Origin of the sequence: Roseateles aquae (genome assembly GCF_032337115.1) — a bacterium.
GTDB lineage: Bacteria > Pseudomonadota > Gammaproteobacteria > Burkholderiales > Burkholderiaceae_C > Roseateles_C > Roseateles_C aquae.
On sequence record NZ_JAVXZY010000010.1, the window covers coordinates 88,049 to 113,439 of the forward strand.

At 65.4% G+C, this 25,391-nt stretch carries 19 protein-coding genes; 16 read left to right on the forward strand and 3 right to left on the reverse strand.

Annotated features, from left to right (window positions below):
* The first annotated feature begins 83 nt into the window (after positions 1-83).
* The 3 genes from RQP53_RS20400 to RQP53_RS20410 all read left to right on the forward strand — a co-directional run bounded on the left by RQP53_RS20400 (position 84) and on the right by RQP53_RS20410 (position 2,454).
* Complete coding sequence (locus tag RQP53_RS20400; RefSeq protein ID WP_315652533.1) at positions 84-647, forward strand: RNA polymerase sigma factor; 564 nt, start codon at positions 84-86, stop codon at positions 645-647.
* Positions 637-1,263 (forward strand): hypothetical protein, encoded by a 627-nt coding sequence (locus tag RQP53_RS20405; protein ID WP_315652534.1) that lies wholly within the window; start codon positions 637-639, stop codon positions 1,261-1,263. The genes RQP53_RS20400 and RQP53_RS20405 overlap by 11 nt, the downstream gene beginning before the upstream one ends.
* Positions 1,264-1,443: 180 nt before the next feature.
* Positions 1,444-2,454 (forward strand): OmpA family protein, encoded by a 1,011-nt coding sequence (locus RQP53_RS20410; RefSeq protein ID WP_315652535.1) that lies wholly within the window; start codon positions 1,444-1,446, stop codon positions 2,452-2,454.
* Between the two features lie 142 nt (positions 2,455-2,596).
* Here RQP53_RS20410 and RQP53_RS20415 read toward each other — a convergent pair whose 3' ends face one another.
* On the reverse strand, positions 2,597-3,529 hold the full coding sequence (locus RQP53_RS20415; RefSeq protein ID WP_315652637.1) for a LysR substrate-binding domain-containing protein: 933 nt from the start codon (positions 3,527-3,529) through the stop codon (positions 2,597-2,599).
* 498 nt (positions 3,530-4,027) lie between these two features.
* Here RQP53_RS20415 and RQP53_RS20420 point away from each other — a divergent pair, with 498 nt between their 5' ends.
* The 9 genes from RQP53_RS20420 (at position 4,028) to RQP53_RS20460 (ending at position 14,157) form a co-directional block, all read left to right on the forward strand.
* Entirely contained in the window at positions 4,028-5,425 is a 1,398-nt protein-coding gene (locus RQP53_RS20420) for a KamA family radical SAM protein (protein ID WP_315652536.1), read from the forward strand.
* A 17-nt stretch (positions 5,426-5,442) separates the two neighbouring features.
* The gene (locus RQP53_RS20425; protein WP_315652537.1) at positions 5,443-6,264 is read left to right on the forward strand and encodes an N-acyl homoserine lactonase family protein; all 822 of its coding nucleotides are present in this window, start codon (positions 5,443-5,445) and stop codon (positions 6,262-6,264) included.
* 19 nt (positions 6,265-6,283) lie between these two features.
* Positions 6,284-8,200, forward strand: a complete 1,917-nt coding sequence (locus RQP53_RS20430) for an FAD/NAD(P)-binding protein (protein ID WP_315652538.1) — start codon at positions 6,284-6,286, stop codon at positions 8,198-8,200.
* Positions 8,197-9,444 (forward strand): YbfB/YjiJ family MFS transporter, encoded by a 1,248-nt coding sequence (locus tag RQP53_RS20435; protein WP_315652539.1) that lies wholly within the window; start codon positions 8,197-8,199, stop codon positions 9,442-9,444. Before RQP53_RS20430 ends, RQP53_RS20435 begins: the two co-directional genes overlap by 4 nt.
* A gap of 270 nt (positions 9,445-9,714) precedes the next feature.
* Complete coding sequence (locus RQP53_RS20440) at positions 9,715-10,119, forward strand: GFA family protein (RefSeq protein ID WP_315652540.1); 405 nt, start codon at positions 9,715-9,717, stop codon at positions 10,117-10,119.
* A 270-nt stretch (positions 10,120-10,389) separates the two neighbouring features.
* Entirely contained in the window at positions 10,390-10,803 is a 414-nt protein-coding gene (locus tag RQP53_RS20445) for a cupin domain-containing protein (RefSeq protein WP_315652541.1), read from the forward strand.
* Positions 10,804-10,955: 152 nt separating this feature from the next.
* A complete protein-coding gene (locus RQP53_RS20450; protein ID WP_315652542.1) occupies positions 10,956-11,615 on the forward strand; it encodes a response regulator in 660 nt (219 codons plus the stop codon).
* Positions 11,612-12,988 (forward strand): PAS domain-containing sensor histidine kinase, encoded by a 1,377-nt coding sequence (locus RQP53_RS20455; protein WP_315652543.1) that lies wholly within the window; start codon positions 11,612-11,614, stop codon positions 12,986-12,988. The genes RQP53_RS20450 and RQP53_RS20455 overlap by 4 nt, the downstream gene beginning before the upstream one ends.
* Positions 12,989-13,185: 197 nt before the next feature.
* Positions 13,186-14,157: an MBL fold metallo-hydrolase gene (locus tag RQP53_RS20460; RefSeq protein WP_315652544.1), complete on the forward strand. Its 972-nt coding sequence runs from the start codon at positions 13,186-13,188 to the stop codon at positions 14,155-14,157.
* 51 nt (positions 14,158-14,208) lie between these two features.
* Here RQP53_RS20460 and RQP53_RS20465 read toward each other — a convergent pair whose 3' ends face one another.
* The gene (locus tag RQP53_RS20465) at positions 14,209-18,441 is read right to left on the reverse strand and encodes a hypothetical protein (protein WP_315652545.1); all 4,233 of its coding nucleotides are present in this window, start codon (positions 18,439-18,441) and stop codon (positions 14,209-14,211) included.
* Positions 18,442-18,648: 207 nt separating this feature from the next.
* Here RQP53_RS20465 and RQP53_RS20470 point away from each other — a divergent pair, with 207 nt between their 5' ends.
* Entirely contained in the window at positions 18,649-19,191 is a 543-nt protein-coding gene (locus RQP53_RS20470) for a porin family protein (protein WP_315652546.1), read from the forward strand.
* 181 nt (positions 19,192-19,372) lie between these two features.
* Here RQP53_RS20470 and RQP53_RS20475 read toward each other — a convergent pair whose 3' ends face one another.
* The gene (locus RQP53_RS20475) at positions 19,373-21,013 is read right to left on the reverse strand and encodes a peptide chain release factor 3 (protein ID WP_315652547.1); all 1,641 of its coding nucleotides are present in this window, start codon (positions 21,011-21,013) and stop codon (positions 19,373-19,375) included.
* Between the two features lie 202 nt (positions 21,014-21,215).
* On the opposite strand from RQP53_RS20475, the gene RQP53_RS20480 reads away from it, so the two are divergent.
* From RQP53_RS20480 to RQP53_RS20490, 3 genes are all read left to right on the forward strand, one after another.
* Positions 21,216-21,668 (forward strand): hypothetical protein, encoded by a 453-nt coding sequence (locus RQP53_RS20480; protein ID WP_315652548.1) that lies wholly within the window; start codon positions 21,216-21,218, stop codon positions 21,666-21,668.
* 205 nt (positions 21,669-21,873) lie between these two features.
* On the forward strand, positions 21,874-22,434 hold the full coding sequence (locus RQP53_RS20485) for a PEP-CTERM sorting domain-containing protein (protein WP_315652549.1): 561 nt from the start codon (positions 21,874-21,876) through the stop codon (positions 22,432-22,434).
* A gap of 77 nt (positions 22,435-22,511) precedes the next feature.
* On the forward strand, positions 22,512-25,331 hold the full coding sequence (locus tag RQP53_RS20490) for a M4 family metallopeptidase (protein ID WP_315652550.1): 2,820 nt from the start codon (positions 22,512-22,514) through the stop codon (positions 25,329-25,331).
* The last annotated feature ends 60 nt before the right edge of the window (positions 25,332-25,391 follow it).

The window sequence follows — 25,391 nt, forward strand, 5'->3', positions numbered from 1 at the left end:
CGCAAACCCTTGATTCGCAGTGTTCGAGGCCGAAGGCTGGGCATGGGTGGCATCGATTGGATCTGGGAAGGAGTCAAGGGGCGATGGGAGATTCTGAAGCGGCGGACGGGTCGATCGATGCGGGCCAGACGACGCCAATGGCGAGCGAGTCGGATCTTGCCGCGCTGTACCCGGAGTGGTATCCGCGTTTGTACCGGTACTTTCGGGCCAATGGTTGTCTTCAGTCGGTTGCCCACGAACTGGTGCAGGACAGCTTTGCAGCGGCCTTGCGCGGGCTGGCTGGCTACCGCGGCGACGCGCTGCTGTCGACCTGGCTATGGGCGATCGGCAAGCGCGTGCTGCTGGCACACTGGCGGCACCAGCAACTGCCTGAGGTCAGCGACGAAGCTGCTCAAAGCAGGGCCGAGCTGATAAGTTTCGAAGCGTCGCATCTCAGTGTGCAAGACGACTGCGTTCGCCGTGGCTTTGCGCGATTTGCACAGCAGCATCCTGAGCAAGCCGAAGCGCTGTATCTGGCCTATGTGGAAGGCTGGTCGCATGCCGACCTGGGTCAGAAGCTGGGCCGTAGCGAGCATGCCGCGACGGTTTACCTGGCGGACTGCCGTGCCAAGTTGCAACCCTTTCTGCGAGACTGCAATGACTGCTGAAGACAAGCGCCGTGATGAGGCCGAACTGGACAGGCAGGATGCCGAGGTTCGGGCGTTTCTGGGCGGTCTGCGCGGCGCTGAGCGGCCTTCGGAGCTGCGGCCAGAGCAGGCCGGTGCCTACGACGAAGGCCAGCGCCTGCACCGGGCCTTCGGTGAAATGCCGGCGGACGGCCTGCGGCCGGATTGGTCAGATGTGCGGCGTCGTGCGGGCCTGGCGGCTGTATCACCCGAGCCGCCAGCGAGACATGGCGACGCTGCGAATGGCCCGTTCTGGCGCTGGTTGGCGGCAGCTGCCGTCGTGGCCGGCGTCGGCTTGGTCGTGTGGCCACAGTGGGGGCCGCTGTCCTCAGGCGAGGCCGAGCCGGGCTGGCGTGGCGGTGCGAGAGGCCAGGCCCAGTGGCTGGCTCCAAACCCAGATCGTGATGCGGCAGAGCTCGAGGCTCAGCTGCGTGGCTGGGGTGCGGAGGTGTTGGTCGAGCGTAGCCCCGAGGGCTGGCGCCTGCAATTGCGCTGCAGCGGGACTTGTCAGCGCAGCCAGGTCGACGCGCGGCTCGCCGAGCTGGAAACGGCGCTCGACGGCGATGGGCGCCTGACTCTGTTGCTGCGACAGCGCTAAGGAAAGTCAGCATAAGTCGGCGGACCACGCCGACCTATGCTGGCACCCTGCAGGCGCCTTGCAAGACCCTCGGTCGCACACACCCGGTTGCATCTGTACGCATTGTCATCGTCCCGGAAGTTGTCTGGCGCCGGTATAAGCGCCCCTGCCCGATGAGTGGCAGCAAGGGAAATAACAGCGATGAAGGTGTGGCGTGCAATGGTGGATGTGAAGCGCTGGGTGGCCGTGGCGGCCATGATGATGCTGGGTGCGACTCTGCCGGCCCAGGCGGCCGAGCCGCTGGCGGACAAGGCCGGTGGCAGTGACCATCCGCTGATCAGCCGCTACCAGGGCTCCATCCTGTTCAACTACGGCAGCAATCACTTCGAACAGGTGCGCGTGCCGCTAGGCCCCAAGCAGAGCGAGACGGTCGAGGGGCGCACCTTCAACTACTTCTATCTGGCGCCCAAGGACAGTTCGCCGCTGGAGGTGCTGCGCAACTACAAGCAGGCGCTGGAGCAGAGCCGCTTCAAGATTCTGCTGGCCTGCGAGGACGCGCCGCAGTGCCGCAAGGCCAACTATCACGAGCATGCCCGCTTCTGGACCGACAAGACCAGCACCTTTGTCGGCGGTTACAGCCCGAGCAGCCGGATCGACGACAACGGCAACTACCCGCCGCGTGTGCTGGTGGCCCGGCTGGCCCGCCCCGAGGGCGATGTGACGGTGGTGCTGACGGTGATTGCGCCGTCCAGCAGCGAGGAGCGGCGGGGCACGGGCGGCCCCTACTTCCTGCAGGTGATCGAGAGCCAGGCGATGGCCGGCGGGCAGGTGCAGGTCAAGGCCGATGCCTTGGCCAAGGGCTTGGCCGCCGAGGGGCGCATCGCACTCTACGGCATCCTGTTCGATAGCGCCCGGGCGGAGCTGAAAGAGGGCTCCAAGCCACAGCTCGACGAGATGGCGGCGCTGCTGGCCAAGCAGCCGGCGCTGAAGGTGTTCATCGTCGGCCATACCGACAACCAGGGTGGTCTGGAGGGCAATCTGGCGCTGTCACAGCGCCGCGCGGAAGCGGTGACGGCCGCGCTGGTGAAGGACTACAAGATCGATGCCAAGCGCCTGAGCGCGCGCGGCCTGGCCAATCTGGCGCCCGTGGCCAGCAATGCGGCCGAGGCGGGGCGGGCGCTGAACCGGCGGGTGGAGCTGGTCGAGCAGTGAGAGGTGTCTGAGACTTTGGCGGCGGGCCCGGTTGACTGCATTGGCTGTTTGTAGGCCTGCCATCTGGTCTCGTCGCGCGCGCAAATGCAAGCAACGGGTTCGTCTCTGGCCGATCGCAGCTGGCGGTGAGTGAGAACGCGCCTCAGCACGGGTGTGCTGCAGCCGAACGCTGACCTTCGCGCGCCTCGGCCTCGATCCAGTTGGCCACGAGACGCACATGCTCGCGTGGATGCTCGTCGGCTCTTACCAGCCAGTAGGCATGGTCAGACGGCTCGCTCCGCAGCGACGGGCCCACCTGTTCCAGCAGCCCGGTATCGAGCTGCTCTTGCAGCAGCTCCAGGCGCCCCAAGGCAATGCCTTGGCCACCGACTGCTGCCTGGATGACCTGGTCGTACTGGTTGAAATGCTGCACGCTCTTGGGCCGGGCCGCCTCCCAACCATTCGAAGCCAGCCAATGTGACCAGCGCAGCCAGGGGTAGGTGGAGTCGTCGTATTCCAGCAGCGAGTAGCCGGCAAGCCTCTCGACGCCGCTCAGACTGCGTACGCCCAGCGAGGGATGGGCAATGGGCGCGATCCTGTGGCCGAACAGATGGGTGCTGCCGGGAGCCACCGCAACGCGTGAGGTGTAGCGGATCGCCAGGTCGATACCCTCCTGCCGCAGGTCAAGCACGCGGTTGTGGGCCGAGACGCGCAGGTCAATCCCCGGGCGCAATTGCTGGAACTTCTTCAGCCGCGGCAGCAGCCACAGGCCGGTCACGCCGATGCTGGCGGTCAGCCGCACCGGCCGCGCCGCGCTGGCGGTATCAAGCTCGGCCAGCACGTCTTGAAGCTGTTGGATCGCCGTATTGGCAACGCCAAACAGTTGCTCGCCGGCCGGCGTCAGTGAGATCGAGCGATAACCCCGGACCAGCAGCTTGGCGCCAAGTCGATCCTCCAGCGCGAGGACTTGCCGGCTCACTGCAGATTGGGTGAGGTGCAGGTCCTGCGCCGCCTGCGTGATGCTCATGCGGCGGCCTACCGCGACAAAGCCGCGGAGCAAATCCAGGAAGGACAGCTGGGCAAGTGGGATCGACACGAGGTGATGGCCTGCTGCAGATGGAATGAAGGTTTTTAGCACAAGGCGCCATGCCGTCAGGCCAAGTCGACGCCTGACATTCGCCGCGCTCATGCATGCATTCGAATTGCTCGCTTGACCCGCCCGCAGGGCGAACGGTCGAATCAGTCCATGCGAGCCTATCCGCCTGTATTCACGCGCGCGCTGCAGAGTTGCCCGAGCTCTGGCAGGCCAGTTCGATCGTCCATGCGTGTGACAGCAGTATGTCCGTTAGCACAGAAGATTCCCTTATGTGTTCAGGCGCAGACTGATTCTGTGTTTGCGACGATGCGGCGCCAGCGCGCCACTTCAATAATTGGCATACACAAGGCGGCGTCCTCACCAGCAAGGACGTTAGATGATTCGGGACTCGCAACTCCAGAACCACGCGCCAACTTCGATGAGGGTGAAGTTCCAAAGACGGCCGCAAGCCGGGTTCGTTCCTGCAAATTGCCAATTCGGCATACGAGGGGGAGTTCTGTGAGTACCGACAGCGCGATCAAATTCAAGCCCTATACGCACCACACGATCAAGGCTGCGCCGCAATGGGGAAAGATTCCGCAAGACCTGCAGGAGACGGTCTCTGTTGTGTCAAGGGTCTTGCCCTTTCGGGTCAATCCTTATGTGATGGATGAGCTGATCAATTGGGACAACATCCCTGACGATCCGATCTATCGCCTGACATTTCCTCACCGTGAAATGCTTCACGCCGCCGAGTACGAGGCCCTGCGTGAGCTCGTGCTGGTTCAGCAAGACGAATCCAAGATTGAGACGATGGTGCGCGACATCCGGATGCGGATGAATCCGCACCCGGCCGGGCAGATGACGCATAACGTGCCCTATCTTGACGGCCGTCCCTTGAGTGGCCTGCAGCACAAGTACAGGGAGACCGTGCTGTTCTTCCCCAAGGCTGGACAGTCCTGCCATGCCTACTGCACCTTTTGCTTCCGCTGGCCACAGTTTGTCGGCATGGATGAGCTCAAGTTTGATGCGCAGGATGCGTCCGATCTCGTCGAGTACCTGAAGCGCCATCCGGACGTCACCGATGTGCTCATCACTGGCGGCGACCCCTTGGTCATGAACACGCGCGCCCTGGCCGGCTATATCGAGCCCCTGCTGGCACCGGAGTTGGCCCATGTGCAGAACATTCGCATCGGTACCAAGTCCGTCGCCTACTGGCCGCAGCGCTTTGTGAGCGACAAGGATGCGGACGATCTGCTGCGCTTGTTCGAACGTGTCATCGACTCCGGTCGGAACCTCGCATTGATGGGGCACTACAACCATCCTGCGGAGTTGCGCACGGCGATCGCCCAGAAGGCCGTGAGGCGCATCGTCGGGACGGGGGCAACGCTGCGCATGCAGGCGCCGGTCATTCGCCACATCAGCGAGGATCCCAAGGGCTGGGCGGAATTGTGGACAACAGGTGTCAAGCTGGGCGCCATTCCGTATTACATGTTCGTTGAACGCGACACCGGCCCCAGTCACTACTTCGAACTGCCGCTGGCCAGGGCCTACGAGATCTTCCAGGCGGCATATCAGCAGGTCTCCGGTCTCGCGCGCACCGTGCGCGGCCCATCGATGAGCGCCCATCCGGGCAAGGTGGTCGTGGACGGGATCGTGACGCTGGGCGGTGAGAAGGTCTTCGCGCTGCAGTTCCTTCAGGCGCGCAATGCCGATTGGGTCCGCAGGCCCTTCTACGCGAAGTTCGACAGCCAGGCGACCTGGTTCGATCAGTTGGTGCCCGCCTTCGGCCAGGAGAAGTTCTTTTTCCAGGAGAAGAGCAGCTGGTCCGAGCGTTCCTCCCTGGAGCGCCACCTGCCGCTGCTTGCCCTCAAGCGCAGTCTGGAGCCCCAGGCAACGCCCGCCGACATCTGCTGAGTCGAGAAGGAAGGTTCGTGAATCCAACGCCTTTTGAAGTCTATGCCCTGCGTTATGCGACGCACGAAGGCCGCCGTGGGCGGGAGAACTTCATCTTCCCCGACTTCCACGACGATGAGCAAATGCCCTTGGATTTCTTCGTCTGGGTCATCCGGAGCGAGCAACGCACCATCGTTGTCGACACCGGCTTTGACAGCGATACCGCGAGAAAAAGGCAGCGCACCTTTCTGCACGATCCCGTCGAGCTGCTGGCGCGTTTGGGCATCGCGGCGGCTGCGGTCACGGACCTGGTCGTCACGCATATGCACTATGACCATTGCGGCAATCTGCTGGCCTTCCCGAACGCCCGCATCCACATCCAGGATGAGGAAATGGCTTACTGCACCGGCCGCTGCATGGGTCACGCCACCTTGCGACAACCCTTTGAGGCCAAGGATGTGATGAATGCCATTCGTTGTCTGTTCGAAGGCCGGCTGGTGTTTCACAAAGGCAGCGCCACGCTTGCGGACGGCATTGGCTTGCACCACGTCGGTGGTCACACCAAAGGGCTGCAGGTGGTCAGCGTGCCAACCGCGCGCGGGCGCATCGTCCTGGCCAGCGACGCGGCGCATTACTGGACCAATCTGCGCGAGCGAAGGCCCTTCCCCATCGTCGTCGACCTCGAAGGCATGCTGGAAGCCTACGGGACCATAGAGACGCTCGCGGACGGGCCGTACCACATCATCCCTGGTCACGATCCCCGGGTTCTGTCGGTCTTCCCGCACCTGCCGAACCAGCCCGATATCGCCATCCTTCATGCCGAGCCGATCGGGCACGCGGCAGCCTTCACGCCCCTTTGACGCTTCGCACCACAGCACCATGAAAACTGCACGCATCACCATCGTCGGCATGGGGCCACGCGGCCTGAGCCTCTTGGAGCAATTGGTGGAGCAACTGCACGCCGCGCCACTTGCCTGGGAGCTGAAGATCGACATTGTCGAGCCCGGCGACTGCGGACCGGGCTCACATCCAGTTCAGCAGCCCGATCACCTGCTCACCAACACGGTCGCGTCCCAGGTCGGCATCTTCGGTGAGGACAGCAAGATCATGGGCAAGCAAGGCTTGTCGCTCACTCAGTGGGCGCGGTATCAGGGCTACCGCCGCTTTGGCACCCGCTTTCTGCAGGTCCAAGGCGAAGGCGGTGCGGAGATCAGCGACCAGGACCACCTGCCACGCAATATGCTCGGCGAGTACCTGAGATGGGCCTTCGAACGCGTGGCCGCGCAGCTGCCGGCCACGGTGAGCGTCGAGCACCACCGTCGCCGCGTCGTCGACCTTGTCCCGCTGCCTGAGCGCGGCTTTCAGGTTGTCTTGGACTGCGGCTTTGAGTACCGGGCCGACTACGTTTTCCTGGCCACTGGCCACGGCATGCGACGGCCCACGGACAGCGACCTGGCCTACGAGGCTTTCGCGGCAGCGGCGGCGCGGCGCAATCCCAAGGCCCTCTTCCTGGCCAGCCCCTACCCAAGCTCACGCCTGGACGCAATCTCGGACGCGGCCACCGTGGCCGTACAGGGCCTGGGCCTAACGGCTTATGACGTGATCTCAACGCTCACCGTAGGGCGCGGTGGACAGTTCACGGCGCAAGCAGGCGGGCTGCGCTATACGCCTTCGGGACGGGAGCCGAGGATCAGACTCTTCTCGCGCCAGTGTTTGCCCTTTGCGGCTCGTGGTGTCAATCAGAAAGGCATTGCCGGCCGTCACCAGGCAAGGTTTCTGACGGTCGATGCGATCAGACTGCTGCAGGCGCAGGCCGTGGCGCGCACAGGGTCGCAGCAGCTCGACTTCGGCAGCGAGGTGCTGCCGCTGCTTGAGCGTGAGATGGCCTATGCCTATCGCGCCGCCAGCGCTGGATTGGCTCCGAATGCCGAGACCTTCGAGCCGACCGCCGCGGAGCAGGAGGCCATTCGTCAATTGCTGTATCCGCTGAAGGGGCGGACCTTCCCTTCCTTTGACAGTTTCCGCCGCTTCTTCCGCCTGCTCGTCGAGCGCGATTTCGAGGAAGCGGAAAAGGGCAACCTGAGCAGCCCGGTGAAGGCCGCGACCGACGTGCTGCGTGACTGCCGCGAAGGTTTGCGCGCGGCGGTCGAGTTCGCCGGGCTGACGCCATCGTCCAATCCGAGCTACTCCGAGGACTTCGTCGCCACCAGCAATCGAATTTCCTTCGGTCCGCCCAGGCGACGCAATGCGGAGCTGCTGGCATTGATGGACGCCGGGCTGTTGGACATCGCGGGAGGCCCGGGCAACTGCGTCGAGATGGACGAAGTGAAGGGCGAGTTTTGCATCAGCAACCAGTTCATCGAGGAGCGCGTTCGGCATTACGCCGATGTGTTGGTGATCGCGCGGCTGGACCCCTACTCGCCGTCAACCGACGCTTCTTCGCTGTCGCGGCAGATGCTCAGCCGCGGGCTGGTGCGCCCGTTTGCCAACGGCAGCTATCAGCCGGGCGGGCTGGACATCACGCCAGACTTGAGGGTTGTCGCTGCCGACGGCAGCGTCCATGACAACCTATGGGCACTGGGCTTCCCCGTGGAAGGTGCGCACTTCTATACGCATGCGCTACCGCGTCCCTTGATGAACTCGCGCTTCACCCAAGACGCCAAGCGCTGCATCGCCGACTTGCTCCAGATGCTGCAAAGACAGCCGACCGTCCGGCGTGATACGGGCCCTGCGCCGGTGGTGGCGGGCGAAGACAGGCTGCCCGCGGAACTTGCTTGCCTGGAGAAAATCGCATGAGTTCGAGCTCCCGCGTCTCCGCCGATGCAAGGCCTGCCGAGGCAGGCTATCCGCGCCACCCGGTGCTCACGGCGCTGGCGCTGTCGCTGGCGGCGGCCATTGCGCTGGGGCTTTCGCGCTTTTCCTATGGCCTGCTGCTGCCCTCGATGCGCGAGGATCTTGGCTGGTCCTATCTGCTGGCCGGCAGCATGAACACCTGCAACGCCGTGGGCTACCTGCTGGGCGCGCTGTCCACACCAGCGCTGATGCGCCGCTTTGGCGTCTGGCCGGTGCTCATCGCCGGGGCCCTGCTGGCTGGCGTGTTCATGCTGGTGTCCGGGCTGGTCACCGACTCGACGGCGCTGTTTGTGCAGCGTCTCTGCGCCGGTGTGGCCAGCGCCTTCGTCTTCATCGCGGGCGGCGTGTTATCGGCCAAGCTGGGTTCCATGCAGCGCGAGCGGGCCGGGCTGCTGATTGGCCTGTACTACGGTGGCACGGGCATCGGCATCGCGCTGTCGGCCTTGCTGGTGCCGGCCACGCTGTTGGCAGCGCACGAGCACCAGGCTGCCCATGCCTGGCAGTGGCCGTGGCTGGCGCTGGGCTTGGCGTGTCTGCTCTCGGCCGCCATCATGGCCGCGCCAGCCAGGGGGATAGGCGCCGCAGCCGTGCCTCAGCAGACCAGCCGTCAGCGTTTCTCCGTAAGGGACTTTCGCTTTGGGCTTGGCGGCTACTTCATGTTCGGCATGGGCTATATCGGTTACATGACCTTTGTCGTCGCCCTGCTCAAGCAGCAAGGCATGCGGGGCGAGTTGGTGAACTTCTTCTACCTGTTGCTCGGTCTGGCTGTGGTGGCGTCCTCGCGGATTTGGGCGCGTATGCTGGATCGCTTCAAGGGCGGTGAATCGCTGGCCATTCTCAACGGACTGTTGTGCGTCGCCGCGATCTTGCCGGCGCTGACCAAACTGGTGCCCGTGGTTTTTCTCTCCGGCATCGTTTTCGGCGGCGTCTTCCTGTCCGTCGTCGCGTCGACGACCGCCTTGGTACGGCACAACCTGCCCCAGGAGGCGTGGACCGCCGGTATCGCCGCCTTCACGACGGTGTTTGCCTTGGGCCAAATCGTCGGCCCGGCGATGGTCGGCTGGATCGCCGACAGCGCTGGGGGCCTGGAGCGCGGGCTGGTCGCGTCCGCCGTCTCGCTGCTGGTCGGCGCCTTGCTGGCGTCCCGTCAGCGCCCGCTTGCCGCTGTTGGCCCTCTCGTTGGCTGATGCGCTGCGACCCCGTCCGCCATGCAGATGGCCATCATCGAGGCCCTCGTCGCTCTGGCGGCGAGGCGATGCGCCAACGCAGGGCGAGTGTCGTGGTCAACGCTGCCGAGAGAGGCTCGACAGGCCTCGATCCTTGTTGCGCGCCTTGCTCTGGTGGCCAAGCCGGGGCACCACGCCAGTTGGGCCGCGCATTGTGCATACCGCTTGCGCAGACGGCAGTCGTGCGCGCAGACCTTGGCCCTTGATCCACCCAACGCAGGGAGAACATCCATGTCCCACCGAAAAGGCGCTTGCTTGTGCGGAGCCGTGAGCTACACACTCAGCGGCGAACCCCGCGCCATCGCGCTATGCCATTGCTCGCATTGCAAGAAGCAAAGCGGTAGTGCCTTCTCATTCAATCTCGTCGTGAGGGAGTCTGACTACCAACAGTCGGGGGACACCACGGTCTATCTGGACACGGGCGACAGCGGCGAACCCGTGCACCGGCATTTCTGCGCCAAGTGCGGCTCACCGCTGTTCGCCAGAATTGCCGCAGCGCCCGGCAAGGTCATCCTCAAGGCCGGCACGCTGGACTCGCTGGAAGGCCTGCGCCCGTTGGCCGAGATTTACACCGCTCAGGCCGTGCCCTGGCTTGACGCGGTCGAAGGCGCGCAACGATTCCCACAGAACCAGTGAGCCTGGCTTGGGAGGCGCCCACGGCAGCAGGCGATCTGCCCCCTGTGGCGCGCCATCTGCTGTCGTGTCACGCAGATGCATGAACATCAAAGTGCGCCGGCCGCGCCAGTGCTGCGCTGCGAATGATCGCCATCTCAACGGTTACCGCGGCGCTCCACACCGCGCTCCGATGCGGCATTCACCACGCTCACGGTGTTCAAGCATTTGCAGGATTTCCCACTAGCAGTATCTGTATCAAGTACCCATCAACCTAGCAACGGAGATGAAGACATGCAAGACGTCAAGATGATCGAGGAAACAGCAGCTTCTTTGGCAGCCATTGTTGGCTCGTCCTATGTCCAGGGTGGCATCAAACGCACGGTGCTACAGAAGACCAACTTTCCCGAGGGATACACCGTCAACTTCAACATCATCGAAGTGCCCAACGGCACCAGCGCCTCGCCCCACGTCCATCCCGGGCTCGAAGTCACCTATGTGCTGGAGGGGGAGTTCGACCTGGTGACCAAAGGCAAGCCCGATCAACGTTTCACGCCAGGCATGTCCTATATGGTGGCCGATCAGGACGTGCACTTCGCCCGTGTGCTCGGCGATAAGCCGATCAAGCTGCTGTGCGTGTTCATCCAGGAGGCGAGCAAGCCCGTGGCGGTGGTCATGGGGCAAGCCGAGCAGCGCACTGCCGTCTGAGGCATTGCAGGGCAACACTGGCCCCGCCCGGCCTGATCCGTCACTGCAGCGGCGCTGCGGGTCATGGCTTGGGTCGCCTCTGCTCTCGCAATGGTGCGTTGCGGGGGCGGCCCTGGCCGCGGCGGCTCCCCCTGTCCCCACTCCCTGACTTCATGAGCCATACCGTCGCCGCACCCATCAAGATCCCGGCGGACAAGGTGATCCGCCTTTTGCTGATCGATGACCATCCCGCCGTGCGCGACGGCGTGCGCATGAAGCTTGAGGCCGACCATCGATTTCGGGTGGTGGCCGAAGCCGCCAACACCGAGGATGCGCTGGAGTTGGCGGCGCAAACGGCCGTCGATGTGGTGTTGACCGATATCAGCATGCGTGGCGCCAGCGGCATCGAGCTGATCCGGCAGCTGCGTTGCGAGCAGCCACAGCTTCGCTATGTGGTCTTCACCATGCATGACAGTGACGATTGCATTCACGCCGCCACGCAGGCTGGCGCCAACGCCTATGTGCTCAAAGGCGCGCCGTCCCGCGAGATCCTGGCTGCCGTCGAGGCGGTCTCGGCTGGCGGGAGTTACTTCTCGGCCGAGATTGGCTTGCGCCTGCTGCGTTCCGCCAAGGGCTCCAAATTGACGCCCCGCGAGCAGCAAGTTCTGGCGCTGATCGCGCTGGGCAAGAGCAGCAAGGCGATTGCACGAGAACTCCGCGTTGATGCCCGCACCATCGACACCCACCGCTCCAGCATCAAGCGAAAGTTTGAGCTCGACTCCTCGGCGGCGCTTGTGCGCTTCGCGGTGGAAGGCCATTGGAAGTCAGCATGATCGAAGTCAGCATGGAGGGCCTGGACCAGCAGGCCATCTTCGACATGATCCCCGCCGCCGTCTGCGTGCTCACGGTGGACGGTGGGGCAAATACCGTCAACGAGGCATTCAGCCGGATGCTGGGCCGCCCACGCCTTGATCTGCTACGTCAGGGCTGGGTGAACCCGTTTGATCAGGCCTCACGCGACACCCTGCTGGAAGCGCTGACGCGGCCCCAGGATTTCAGCTGCACACTCCAGGTGAGGCCCGAGGGCGGGGCACGCGCGGCAGATCTGCGCTATGAGCTGAAGGGACGTTGGTCGCTGATCCTGCGCATGCACGTCTGTGTACTGAGCCACAAGGTTAGAAGCGTGCCGCCACGGCCGCTCAAGGAGGCTGAACGCTTTCGCCTTGTCGCCAACACGATTCCCGCGCTGATTGCCTATTACAGTGTCGACGGCTACTGCTGCTTCGCCAATCGACAGTACGCGCGCACCTATGGCAAGAGTGAAGCGTCGGTTGTTGGACTTCACTACGTCGAGATCATTGGTGAGCAGGCCGCCAACGAGATTCGCCCCATCCTTGACGAAGGCGTCAGGTACAACCGGGCGATGTCCTATGCCCGGCAGCGCATAGAGCCCGACGGCGGCAAGCGATGGATCGAGGTGAACGTGCTGCCCCAGTTGGGCTCCGACGGCAAGGCCTGCGGCTCATTTGTTGTCGTCACCGAGATCAGCAAACACCGCCTGGCTCCCGAGCGCGAGCGCGCTCGCATTGCGCGCGAACTGCATGATGGCATCGCCCAATGGTTGGTCTCGCTGCAATTTGTCGTGGAGTCGGCTGTCGTGCAGGTCGAGACTGGCAGCAACGAGGCGCTTCAGACCCTGGAAGCGGCGCAGAATCAGCTGCGCAATGTGCTGCGCGAGGTGCGGCGCATCTCGCATGATCTGCTGCCGTCCGCGCTGGACAGTTCGGGGCTGGCAGCGGCCTTGGACCAGCTTGCACGAGAGTTCCAACGGCGCAGCCAACTGCAGCTTGATCTGCGAATTGACGATCTGCCGCGCCTGTCAAGGGAGGTGTCCACCGCCGTGTACCGCGTTGGCCAGGAAGCGCTGGGCAATATCGAGCGGCACGCTCGCGCAAGCCGCGTATCCATCGTGCTTCGGCATGGTCGACAGGGCCTCACACTGCGGGTCAGCGACGATGGCTGCGGTTTCGACGCAGCGCGTGCCTTGCGTGGCGGCCAGGTCGGGCTGGGCCTGGCCAGCATGCGCGAACGCATTGAATCGCTCGCCGGACGGTTTCACGTCGACTCTGTCAGGGGGCGTACCACGGTGATCGCCATATTGCCCGCCTTTTCGCTGCAAGACAGCGATGGCGAGACAGGACACTGAAGAAAGGTTGCATCAGTTGGCCTGCGGCGCGGCAATGGCCAGCCCACACCGGCCTCGCAATACCGGCAGGGCCTGGCTGGTCCTTGCCCTGCGGGTTGAGAGAAGCGGGCCCACGCCAATTCATGCAGACCATTCTTTGCGACAAGCGCCTGTTGCTATGCTGCTCGCTCCCTGCCTTTTCATCACGAGGTTTGCCCATGTCACGATTTCTTGCTCCGCTGGCGCTGAGTGCTGCGCTGGCCATTGCCGGCCTGCTTGCAACGCCTGTCCAGGCGGCCGCTCCCCAGGTCAAGACCCAGGCACCCGGCTACTACCGGCTGATGCTGGGCGATTTCGAAGTCACCGCGCTGAACGACGGCACCGTGGCCCTGCCGATGGACAAGCTGCTGACCGGCGCCAAGCCCGGCCAGGTGATGAAGGCGCTCGAGCATGCGCATCTGAGCACGCCGGTGGAAACCTCGGTCAACGGCTATCTGATCAATACGGGCGAGAAGCTGGTGCTGATCGACACCGGCGCGGCCAATCTCTTCGGCCCGACGCTGGGCCGCCTGCAGGCCAATCTGAAGGCCGCCGGCTACCAGCCCGAGCAGCTTGACGAGATCTACATCACCCATCTGCATGGCGACCACATGGGCGGCCTGCTGGCCGAGGGCAAGCTGGCCTTCCCGAACGCCACGGTGCGCATCGATCAGCGCGAGGCCGATTTCTGGCTCAGCAGCGCGCAGATGGAGAAGGCCCCCGAGGCCGACCGTGGCGCTTTCAAGGGCGCGATGATGTCGCTGAAGCCCTACCAGGAGGCCGGCCGCTTCAAACCCTTTGAAGGCAAGGAAACAGGCGTCGACCTGGTCGCCGGCATCCGTGCACTGCCCAGCTATGGCCACACGCCCGGCCATACCGTCTATGTGGTCGAGAGCAAGGGCCAGAAGCTGGTCGTCTGGGGCGATCTGATGCACGTCGCCGCGGTGCAGTTCCCCGACCCGTCGGTGACCATCGCCTTCGACAACGATTCCAGCAAGGCCCGCCCGCAACGCGAAAAGGCCTATGCGGACGCGGCCAAAGACGGTTATTACGTGGCCGTGGCCCACATCAGCTTTCCCGGCATCGGCAAGCTGCGACCCGATGGCAAGGGCTACACCTGGTTTCCCGCCAACTACAGCAGCAAGCCCTAAGCAGCCCAGCTCGGGCACCGGATCGGCGGCCGGTGCCCAGATGACGCCCCCTCAGTCTGTCGGCTTTCCCGAGCGCTTGGCCGGTATCGCCAGCTTCTCCGGCCACAGCCCGCCGCTGCTGAAGCAGGCCCAGGCCCAGCGCAGCCAGTTCAGCACCGAGGCGGCCAGCCACAGGGCCCACAGCAGCATGGCGATGCGGTAGGCCAGCAGCGGCACGCTGATCACCCAGGCCTGCGCCGTCTGGCTGCCAAAGCGATCGGCATACCAGCGCAGCAGATGGCTGGAGGACTCGTTGCCGCGGATCATCAGGTCGGGGTAGCCGAGCAGACCGGTGCGCAGCACGTCCAGCAGCACCGTCGTCGCGGCGAGGGTCAGCAGCAAGAGGCCCAGCTGTGCGGCCATCCATGCCCAGCGACTCATCTGTCCGGCCCAGCGCTGGCGCTGCTGCAGCAGCACAAACCAGGCCAGCAGCACAGCCAGGCCGCCAAGGCTGACCGGCGCCAGCCCCAGGCCGAGCAGCAGCCAGCCCGGCGCGCGCAGCGGCAAGCTGTGCAGGCCTGCACCCGTGCCCCAGCGCCCGAGGGCCCAGCTGGCCAGCAGCAGCGCGGCGATCACGCCCCAGATCAGCACCGCCGGCCCCATCAGCGGGCCGCCCAGGGCCAGCACCAGCCGGTCCTCGGGCAGCTGGATCTGCAGCGTGTCGTTAACGCCGGCACTGCCCAGCTGCAGCGGCGAATTGCGGAACAGCAGGCCCATGCCCTGCGGCTCGCGCCAGCGCAGCGTCAGCAGATGCTCGCCCGGCGTCAGCGGCACATTGAGCACGCGGTCCTGCGCCTGCAGCGGCAAGGTGTTGCCGTCCACGCTGATGGCGAGCAGCTCGGCGCCTTCGGGCAGGGTGATCTTCTGCTGACCGCCGAGGCTGGTGCGCAGACGGGCTTGCAGCTCGTAGTCGCTGGCACGAAGACCTGGCTTGACGGTGGTCTGCGCGCTGTCCAGCGTCAGCGTCTGGCCGTCGACACCGGCCGGCTTGACGATGTTCAACTCGACGCTCTCGCCCGGCCAGGGCTGCCAGGCCGGCGCCCACTGCCCAGCCTCGCCATGCTGGATGGGCGGGATGCCGGCCAGGCTCAGATGCCATTGCGGGGCAGCGTTCAAGACCCAGCGTTCGATCTGCTGCGGCGCGCTGGAGCTCTTCAGGCGCAGCTGCGGGGCGATGGCCAGGCTGCTCTGCACCTGCCGCTCTTCTTCGCCGCCCAATTGCAGCACGGCCTCGCCGTTCTCGACGCGCACGCTGGCGTCGTTGATGGCCTCGCCGGCCAGCAGCGCATAGCGCACTTGCAGCGGCGCACGGCTGGGGGCCAGGCGACGGATGCGGGTCTCGACACTCCATTGCAGGCCCAGCTGCAGCCGGCGCTCGATCTGCACCAGCGGCGGCAGGCTGTCGCGCAGGCTGGCGCCGTCGCCCTTGCTGCTGGCGCTGATGTCCTGCTCGCGCAGCAGGCTGATCGCGCTGGCGTACTGGCCGCGCGCGTCGGCGCCAGCCAGGCTCCAGCCCTGCAGCTGGCTCTTGAGCTCGCGCAGCGGCAGCGGCAGGCTGATGTCGACGCTGCTGGCGTTGCCGGCATCGGCCTCAAGCAGCAGCTGGCTGACGCCGCGTGGCGCCAGCAGCCACAGCTGGCCCTGGGCGTCGCGCCGGGTTGTGGCGGTCTTGCCATCGAGCAGGATCTGGCTCGGTTGCCAGTGATTGCCCTGGCCCGGCAGCGGCACGGCAACCTCGGCCAGCGCATGCAATTCCAGGCGCAGCTGCAGCTTGCTGCCGGTGGCGCTGAGCAAGCCACGGGCCAGCTCGGCACACTGCGGCAGGCAGGGCGGCGGCGGGTCAAGGCGGGCGCGCAACTCGTCGAGCAATTCCTTGGAAGGAGGCGGCAAGCTGCTGCTTGAGCTCGCAGCGGGGTCAGGTTTTGCCTGTGCCGCCGGCGCGGCCTCGGCCGAGGGCGGTGTCAGCAGCAGGCCGCCCAGGCTGAGCGCCAACAGCAGCGCTGCGGTGCTTTCAAATCGGGCCGGGCGGGTCTGCGGCCAGAGGCTGTGGCCCTCACCATCGGCGCCATGCTGGCCTCGTTTCACGCCGGCCAACCGCGCCAGCGCGGCCAGCAGCAGGCCCAGGCTGAGCAGGCGCCAAATCACCGTGGCCCAGGGCGGCAGCAGCCAGAGGCTGAGCGCCTGGTCTTGCCGCACCGGGCCCTGCCAGTTCAGGCTGTAGCTGTGCCAGTTCCAGCGGGGCAGGCCGGGGCCGGTCTGGACGCGGGCGCTGGGGTCGATTTGTTCCGGTCGGCTGGGCGGCGCATCGCCTGGTGGGCGAGGCTTAGAGACCGCCATCACGCTCGCCTTCACTTCACGGACGTTGCTGAGCACGGGCAGGGGCGCATGAGGCGGGGGCGCCGCAGCCTGATCGGGCGCCGCCTCCACTTGCACGTCAGGTGGAAGGGTGACGGCCGGTGCGGCCGCCGGCACCGCCTCTCTTTGGAAGCGAGAGGCAGGCGTTTCCAAGACCGGATACAGGCACAGCCTGAGCTGCGTCACCGCGTGCGGCAGCAGCAGCAGGGCCAGTGCGAAGGCGGCCAGCGCATGGCCACGCGCGGCGATGCGCGAGGCCTTGCTGGCCACGGGCAGCACCTGCTTCAGTCCCAGCAGGGCCAGCAGCAGCAACCAGATTGGCAGTCCGGGTGCGGTGGCCTGGTGCCAGCTCAGGCCCAAGGCGGCGGCCAACAGGAGGCCGCTGCGCCAGCCCAGCAGCCGTGCCGCGGCCAGGCTGGCCAGCAGCAGAAAGAACATGTCCCACAGCGTCCATTGCGCGACCCAGGAGCCGCTGACGCTGTCGACACCCCCGGCATGCAGCAGCTGCCAGCCGGGCGGTAGCGCCAGCGCCACGGTCAGCGCGCTGAAGTCGCTCTGCCAGCCGGCGGCGCTGAAGTCACGCGTGCCGCCCTCGATGCGACTATCGGCGTGCAGCGTGGCGCTCAGGTCACGCAGCTCGACCCCGGCCGGGCCATCGCCGCGCTGGCGGGTGATGGTCTGTTCCTGGCCATTGACGCTGGCGCTGCCCAGCTGCAAGGGCGCGGCCGCTTCCAGACGGGTCGAGCGTGACAGCTTGCCCTGGATCTCGTCATGCACGGTGTAGCCGCCGCCGTCAAAGTCCAGCCAGAGCTGGCGCCGCAGCTTCAACTCATCCGGCTCGGGCTGGGCATTGCCGCGCCGGCTTTGCAGCAGCCGGATCTGATCGCCGGGGCGCATTCGGTAGGCCGGGTATTGGCGCCAGTCATTGGGCATCTCGACCTGCTTGGGGTCGACGCTGGCCGGGCCGTCGACGCGGATCAGTCGCAGCTCGTTGTGCGCGGCTACGGCCCAGACCTCTTCGGCGCTGGCACCTTCGGCCTTGGGCAGGGTCAGGTCTTGCGCGGGCTGCATCAGCCGGCCGCTGACGGTGATCTGCCAGCGCCCCGGACGGGCCTGGATGATCAGCCGGCCGTCGTCCTGCAGGCGCACCGGCAGCAGGCTGTCGATCTGCTCGGCGGTCCAACCGGGCAGCAGGGCCAGTGGCAGCGTGATTTCGCGGGCCTTGCCGGCCACGCTCAGCTCGTAGTGGCTGTGCAGCCGCAGCGGGATCTGGTCATCGAGCAGGCGCACCGTGTTCAGCGTCAGCCCGTCGCTTTGCTGAGCGGCTTGCTGCGTCTGGCGCAGCCAGACGCGACCTTCGGCATTGGCGCTGCGATTGAGCGTGACGCCGTCGACCTGCAACTGCAGCGCGGCAAGGTTGCTGGGCAGCAGCAGATCTTGCGGCATCTGGCGCCAGGGAATCTGCCCTTCGATCAGATGGCGGCCTGGCGGCAGCAGCGTCGCCGGCCGGCCACCCTGATTGACCACCGCCAGCGCCCGGCTGCCGCTCTTCACCTCCTGTGGCCAGGCCGTGGCTTCGCCGGGCAGCGGCACCAACAGGGCCTTGCCGAAGACCTCGACTTCATAACGGAAGCTGGCGCCGCTGGCGCCGGCCTGCAGCGCCAGGCGCGCGGGCCAGAGGCACTCGCGCTCCGCATTGCCATCGTGGCGGCGTGGGCAGGTCTCCTCTTCGTGGCCCTGCTGCGCCCAGGGCAGCCAGTCCTGCAGCATCCGGGGCAGCTCAGCCGGGCTTAGCGGTGCGGCATGCAGCTCAACCGACGGACTGAATAGGCCGCTCAGGACAATCGTCAGCAGGGCGGCGCGCAGCGCGCCTTGGAAAACAGGCTTCATCCCTCGTCTCCGCAGGACTGTGTGGTGCGGCGACTGTGCCATAGCGCTTGAGCAGCCGCCTCGGGGGATTCCTGCCCGGAATCTGCCAATTCGTCGCGCCATGCCTCAATTCGTCCCAAGCCTTGGCACTGTTGCCCCGAGAACGTCGATAGTCCGACCGGAGGAATCGATTTGATCCGTTATTTCAATCTAGGAGGAGGATATCCAATGACAGCAATTCGCAAGCTGGCGGTCGCGGCTGCCTGCGCTATGAGCCTGGTCAGCGTTGCGCACGCGCAGGACGCCCAAGCCAAACCTGGCCCCTACGTCGGCCTCAGCCTGGGAAGGGCCAATGGCAGCCATGAAGCCTACGAAGCCGGCAGCGACCCCTCGTTGGGCCTGTTCGCCGGCTATCGGTTCAATGAGCAGTTGTCGCTGGAAGTGTTCGGCCGCGCCCTGAGCTTCCGGCTGTTTCCGAACTGGCTGAACACTCACGACAGCGGCACCCATCCGGACCGCCATATCGGTCTTGCCGTGGTCGGCGACTTGCCCCTCGGCGGCGCCTGGCGCGCCTATGGTCGCGCAGGCCTGGGCCGCACGCGGATGGAGGGCAACAACTCTTTGGCCAAGGCCGGCTCGGTGACTGAAACCACGTTGGGCGCCGGTCTTGCTTACGAATTCAGCAGCGGTTTCGGACTCAGATTCGGCCTAGAGCGCTACAACAAGAGCCGCGTCAATGTGCTGGGTCTAGGCGGCGAAGTACGCTTCTGACGCGGCTCAGACCGGCCCGGGCAGGCGAGACTTGCCCTGTCGTTCGCAAGGCGTCGCTTGATGCGCAGGCATCAGGCTCGGTCCTTGCTCAGTCCGGCCAAGTCACGCAAGACGTGTCATGGCGTTCGCGGGGCGTCGCAAAGCGTCAAAGGGGGCCGCAGGGCCTTTGCTCGGTCCCCACTTACCCATCCAGTCGCTGCTGGAAGACGAGGCCGGCGTGTTCGCGCAGGGCGTGGAACTTGATCTTGGGCCAGTTGCTCTCGATCGCGCGCAGCTCGGGGGCGTACTCGACCAGCACCGTTGGGGCATCGACGGCGTCATAGGCCATGCGGTGGTCGTTGGCGTCGATGAAGCGCTTGAGTTCCTGCGGGTCTTCGCAGGTGACCCAGCGGGCGACCTGGAAGCGGCTGGGCATGATGCGCGCCTTGACGCCGTACTCATGCTCCAGCCGGTGCGCAACGACTTCGAATTGCAGTTGGCCGACGGCACCGAGCAGCAACACGCTGCCCGCGATCGGGCGGAAGACCTGGATTGCGCCTTCCTCGCCCAGCTGCTGCAGGCCGGCCTTGAGCTGCTTGGTCTTCAGCGGATCGGCCACTTCGACCGAGCGGAACATTTCCGGCGCGAAGAAGGGCAGGCCGGTGAACTGCAGCGCCTCGCCTTCGGTGATGGTGTCGCCGAGCTGCAGCACGCCGTGGTTGGGGATGCCGATGATGTCGCCGGCAAAGGCCTCGTCCAGCAGCTCGCGGCGCTGTGACAGGAAGCTCACCACGGTGTTAGGGCGCAACTCCTTGCCCGAGCGCACCACCTTCAAGCGCATGCCGCGCTCGAAATGGCCCGAGGCCACGCGCAGAAAGGCGATGCGGTCGCGGTGGGCCGGGTCCATATTGGCCTGGATCTTGAAGACGACGCCGCTGAACTTGGGCTCTTCGGGCTTGACGACGCGCTGCATCGCCGGCCGCTCGTCCGGTGCCGGCGCCAGCTCGACCAGTGCGTCCAGCACCTCCTGCACGCCGAAGTTGTTGACCGCTGAACCGAAGAACATCGGCGTCTGGCGGCCGGCCAGAAAGTCTTCCAGATTGAACTCCGGCGCGGCCTCGCGCACCAGCTCGATCTCGCCCTGGGCGTTGTCGTATTGCATGCCGAAACGCTCGGCATAGGCCGGGTTGTCCAGGCCATCGAGCACTTCCTCAGTGCCGGCGACTCGGTCCTCGCCGGGCGCGAACACACGCATACGCTGCTGGCGCAGGTCCATCACGCCATGGAACTGCTTGCCCATGCCGACCGGCCAGGTGAAGGGCACGACGGTCATGCCCAGCTCGCGCTCGATCTCGTCCATCAGCGCCAGCGGTTCCTGCACCTCGCGGTCCATCTTGTTGACGAAGGTGAGAATGGGCGTGTTGCGGGCGCGGCAGACCTGCAGCAGGCGGCGGGTCTGCGGCTCCACACCGTTGGCCGCGTCGATCACCATCAGCGCGGCGTCCACGGCGGTCAGCACGCGGTAGGTGTCTTCGGAGAAGTCCTGGTGGCCCGGGGTGTCGAGCAGATTGATCACGCAGTCGCGGTATTCCATCTGCATCACCGAGGAGGCCACCGAGATGCCGCGCTGCTTCTCGATCTCCATCCAGTCCGAGGTCGCATGGCGCGATGCCTTGCGCGCCTTCACCGAACCGGCAATCTGGATCGCGCCGGAGAACAGCAGCAGCTTTTCGGTCAGCGTGGTCTTGCCGGCGTCAGGGTGGGAAATGATGGCGAAGGTACGGCGGCGGCGCACTTCGCTTTCAATGCGCTGGACGACGGGAGAGGGCTGGTCGGCGGACATGGTGTCTTTTTGCTGGCGCGGCCAGGCCAGATGGCAGCGGCTTGCGGCGGCGTTCGAGTCGGGGAAGGGCGGATTATCGCAGCGGGTCGGTGCCCAAGTGCGCTTGGCGGCCCGGCGGCTCTGAATGGCGCGCACAGAGGAGTGCCGTGTGAGAGCGCGGGTTCCGTGTTCGCTTAGCATGCTGGCCACTGTGGAGACCTCGATGATGAAGATCGGCGGCGTGGCAACCCTTGCGTTCTGGTGCTTAGCGGCGTGCAGCTCGGCCGCGCCGGAGGCGCCTTTGGCAGTCGCCGTTGGCACGGCGTTCACGTTGCCCGTCGGCGGCACGGCGCAGGTCGGCCAGACGGGTGTGCGTGTGGGCGTTGAGGCCGTCAGCGCCGATTCCCGCTGCCCCAAAGGGGCCCAATGCGTCTGGGCCGGCCAGGCGTCGGTGCGCGTCTGGTTGCAGCAGGGCCGCGGCGACCGACAGACGCTGGACTTGCATCTGCCCGCCATGGCGGGGCCGCCCGTTCAGGCCTTCGGGCATCAGGTCCAACTGTTGCAGCTCGATCCCCTGCCGGTCAGTGGCAAGCCGATTGCCCGGGCGGATTACCGCGCCACCTTGCTACTCTTGCTCACGCCTCCGGATACGCCGGCTGCTATATCAGAACGTTAGGAGGCCACTGCGGCGGCGCTTTGCGGGGGTACTGCTGGTTTCCCCTTGCTGGTTTCCCCTTCCCGTGGATGAGGGGGGACAAATCGCGAGCGATGAGGATCAGAATTCGGCGGTCAAAAGTCACACTTTGGCCCATTCAAACCGCAGAACGAGGCTCCGTATGCACGCTATCCGCCACCTGGTGTCCGCCGTCGCATTGCTCGCGATGTCCGTGTCATCCTTCGCATCGCCAACGATTTACGTCGCGCGATCCGACTTCCTGACCCATCTGGCGCCGTCCAGCTATACCGAGAGTTTCGACGGGCTGGGCAATGGCCCATCTGGCGCTCAGACCTTCGGCACCGGTCCGTTCGCGTTCACTGCTTTTGCGCCCAGCGATTTGTATCTGGCCGGCGGCTTCCTGGGCACCAGCCAGATCAACGAGGCCTTGACGGTCACCTTCGGCGCTGGCGTCAAGGCCTTTGGCGCGGACTTCTTTACCACCGATCTCAACGACGCCTTTCAGTCCGTGCTGGTCACGCTGAGCTTGAGCGACGGCTCGACGACCAGCTTCACGCCGACCTCGTTGGCGGACAGCTTCCGTGGCTTTGTCTCCACCGTCGACATCTCCTCCTTCACCATCAGCGGCCCGGGCAGCTCGCTGTATGCCTCGCTGGACAACCTGACCGTGGGTACCGCGGGCAACACCGTGCCTGAGCCTGGCAGCCTGGCCTTGGTTGGTCTGGCAGCGGCCGGTTTGTTCGCTACACGCCGCCGCGCTGCCTGAACGGTGCGGCTGGCCGGGGCCCCGGTCGTTCTTTCAAGATCAGCAACAGCGGCGTTCGCGCCCCTATGGGAGTTTCCATGACTCGTACCCATCTGAAGTTGTCCACCCTGGCCATCGCCATGGGTCTGTCTCTGGCCGCACAGGCCCAGTCCGGCGCGGCCTTGGCAGGTCAAAGCGACGCGCTGACCCGCCTGAGCGTCGCGACGGGCCGCGCACCGCAGGTGAGCTACCACGGTGCGACTGGCGCCGCTCGATTCGTTCGTATTGACGCTGGCAGTGGCCGGCAGCTGGGTGCTGCGCTTGGCTCGCGTGCGGGCAACGATGACGAGAAGCTGCGCGGCGCAGCGCAGTTCTTCAACAGCTATGGCGCGCTGTTCGGCATCAGCAATGCCGCTGCCGAACTCAGCGCCGGCCTGCTCGCCCGAGACAAGCAGGGTGGCGCACACATCACTCACAAGCAGCTGTACCGCGGGGTGCCGGTGTTTGGCGCCGAGCTCAAGTCGCACTTTGACAGCGCGGGCAAGCTGACTGCCGTCAACGGCACCTTTGTCCCCGGCATCGAGCTGGACACCCAGCCGAGCCGCAGCGCCGCAGAAGCCGCGGCAGCAGCGAAGAAGTTTGTTACCGCCGGCATGTCCAGCGCCGCGGCAGCCAGGGTCGGCACGAAGCCGGCTGCATTGTTGATCTATCGCGAAGGGCTGGCGCAAGGCGTGCCAGGTAGCAATCGCCTGGTCTGGCAGGTCGAGGTCGGCAATGGCGTCGATGTGCGCGAATTCATCTTTGTCGATGCCAATACCGGCAAGGTTGTTGATCGCATTGCCGGCATTCACGAGGGCAAGAATCGCCGCGCCTTCGATGGCGCCAACGTCAATCAACCTGGCCCGAACTACCCCGGTACGCCGTTCTGGGTCGAAGGTCAGCCCTTCCCAACGGGCACGACCGAAGCCGACAACATGATCGCCGCTTCGGCTGAAATCTACGATCTGTTCAAGACTGCTTTCGGTCGCGACTCCTTCGATGGCAAGGGCGCCACGATGGATTCGATCTTCAACCGTGGCAATGGGTGCCCGAACGCGTCCTGGAACGGGGTCTATATCTCCTTCTGCCCGGGCACGACGACCGACGACGTGACCGCCCATGAATGGGGTCACGCTTACACCGAATACACCCATGGCCTGATTTACCAGTGGCAACCGGGCGCCCTGAACGAGGCCTATTCCGACATCTGGGGAGAGACGGTCGACCGCATCAACGGCCGCGGTGGCGACACGCCTGATGCCGCACGCTCGGTCGGCGCCTGCACGGTGTCCACCAACTCGACCCAGGTCAATATCCTGGCCCCGGCAGCCATTGCCGGCACCAAGACCGCCGGCACGGCCGCCTTCGGGCCGCAGACCTTCTCGCTCAGCAACGTCGGCGTTGTGGTCGTGGACGACGGCTCGACGGCGGGGGGCAGCACGCTGACCGATGGTTGCACGACACCGTTTGTGAATGCAGGCGCGGTTGCCGGCAAGATCGCCTTCGTTGATCGAGGCGTCTGCAGCTTTGCCATCAAGGTGAAGAACGCCCAACTCAACGGCGCGGTGGGTGTCATCGTCGGCAATAACACGGCAGGGGTGATCAATATGGGCGGGGCAGATCCGACCATCACGGTTCCCGCGCTGTCGATCACTCAGGCCGATGGCACGGCGCTGAAGGCGCAGAGCGGCGTGGTGGCTTCGCTGCAGCGCGGCCCGGGGTCGGACAACTCGGTGCGCTGGCTGGTTGGCGAAGACTCCTCGGCCTTCGGCGGCGCCATCCGCGATATGTACAACCCGACCTGCTACGGCCATCCGGGCAAGGTGACCGACACCCAGTACGCTTGCGGCCCGATCAGCTCGGACAACGGCGGCGTACACAGCAACTCGGGCGTGGCCAATCATGGCTATGCCTTGCTGGTCGATGGTGGCAATTACAACGGCCAGTCCATCACGGGTATTGGTCTGACCAAGGCGGCGCACATCTACTTCCGCGCACAGACGGTCTACCAGGGGCCAGCCAGCGGCTTCCCTGAGCATGCTGATGCGATCGAGCAGTCTTGCGCTGATCTGACCGGCGTCAACCTGGCCCATCTGAAGACCGGCCTGCCCTCGGGCGAGGTGATCTCCAGCTTCGACTGCCAGCAGGTGGCCAAGGTGACTGCAGCGGTTGAACTGCGCACGCCGCCGAGCCAGTGCGGCTTCCAGACGCTGCTGCAGCAGACGCCACCCCCGCTGTGCCCGGTAGGCAATCCAAGCGTCATTGCGGCGGACAACTTTGACGGCGGCAAGCGTGGCGGTCTGAAGTGGACGCTGAGCAATGCCGGTGTGGCGAGTTCCTTCACGCCGCGCAACTTTGGTGTGGTGACGAAGCTGCCCAGCGGTCGCGCTGGCTATGCCATCTACGCCGCCGACATCAATGCAGGTGCCTGCGGCGGCCCGGGCAGTGAGGCCGGTTTGCAGCGCCTGGAAAGCCCGGAAATCACCATCCCGGCAGGCGCCTCGACGCTGCGGGCGACCTTTGATCACTGGGTCTCGACCGAGGCTGGCTGGGACGGCGGCAACCTGAAGATCAGTGTCAATGGGGGGGCCTGGCAGCTGATCAACGCCGGGGATTTCATTTACAACCCCTACAACGCCACGCTGAACACGGCAGCACAGGGCAGCGACAACCCGCTGGCCGGCCAAGCGGCCTTCTCTGGCAGTGACGGAGGCCGGGTCAGTGGTTCCTGGGGCCGCTCCATCATCAATCTGGCCCCGTATGCCGTGCCAGGCGACAAGGTCAAGATCCGCTTCGAGGCAGGCAACGACTGCGCTGGCGGCGCCTTGGGCTGGTATGTGGACGACTTCTCGGTCTACAGCTGCGCGGCACAGAACTGAGCAGCGCAGAGTCCTTGACTCCTTAGCAATAAAGGGCGCCCTGCGGGGCGCCCTTTGTGT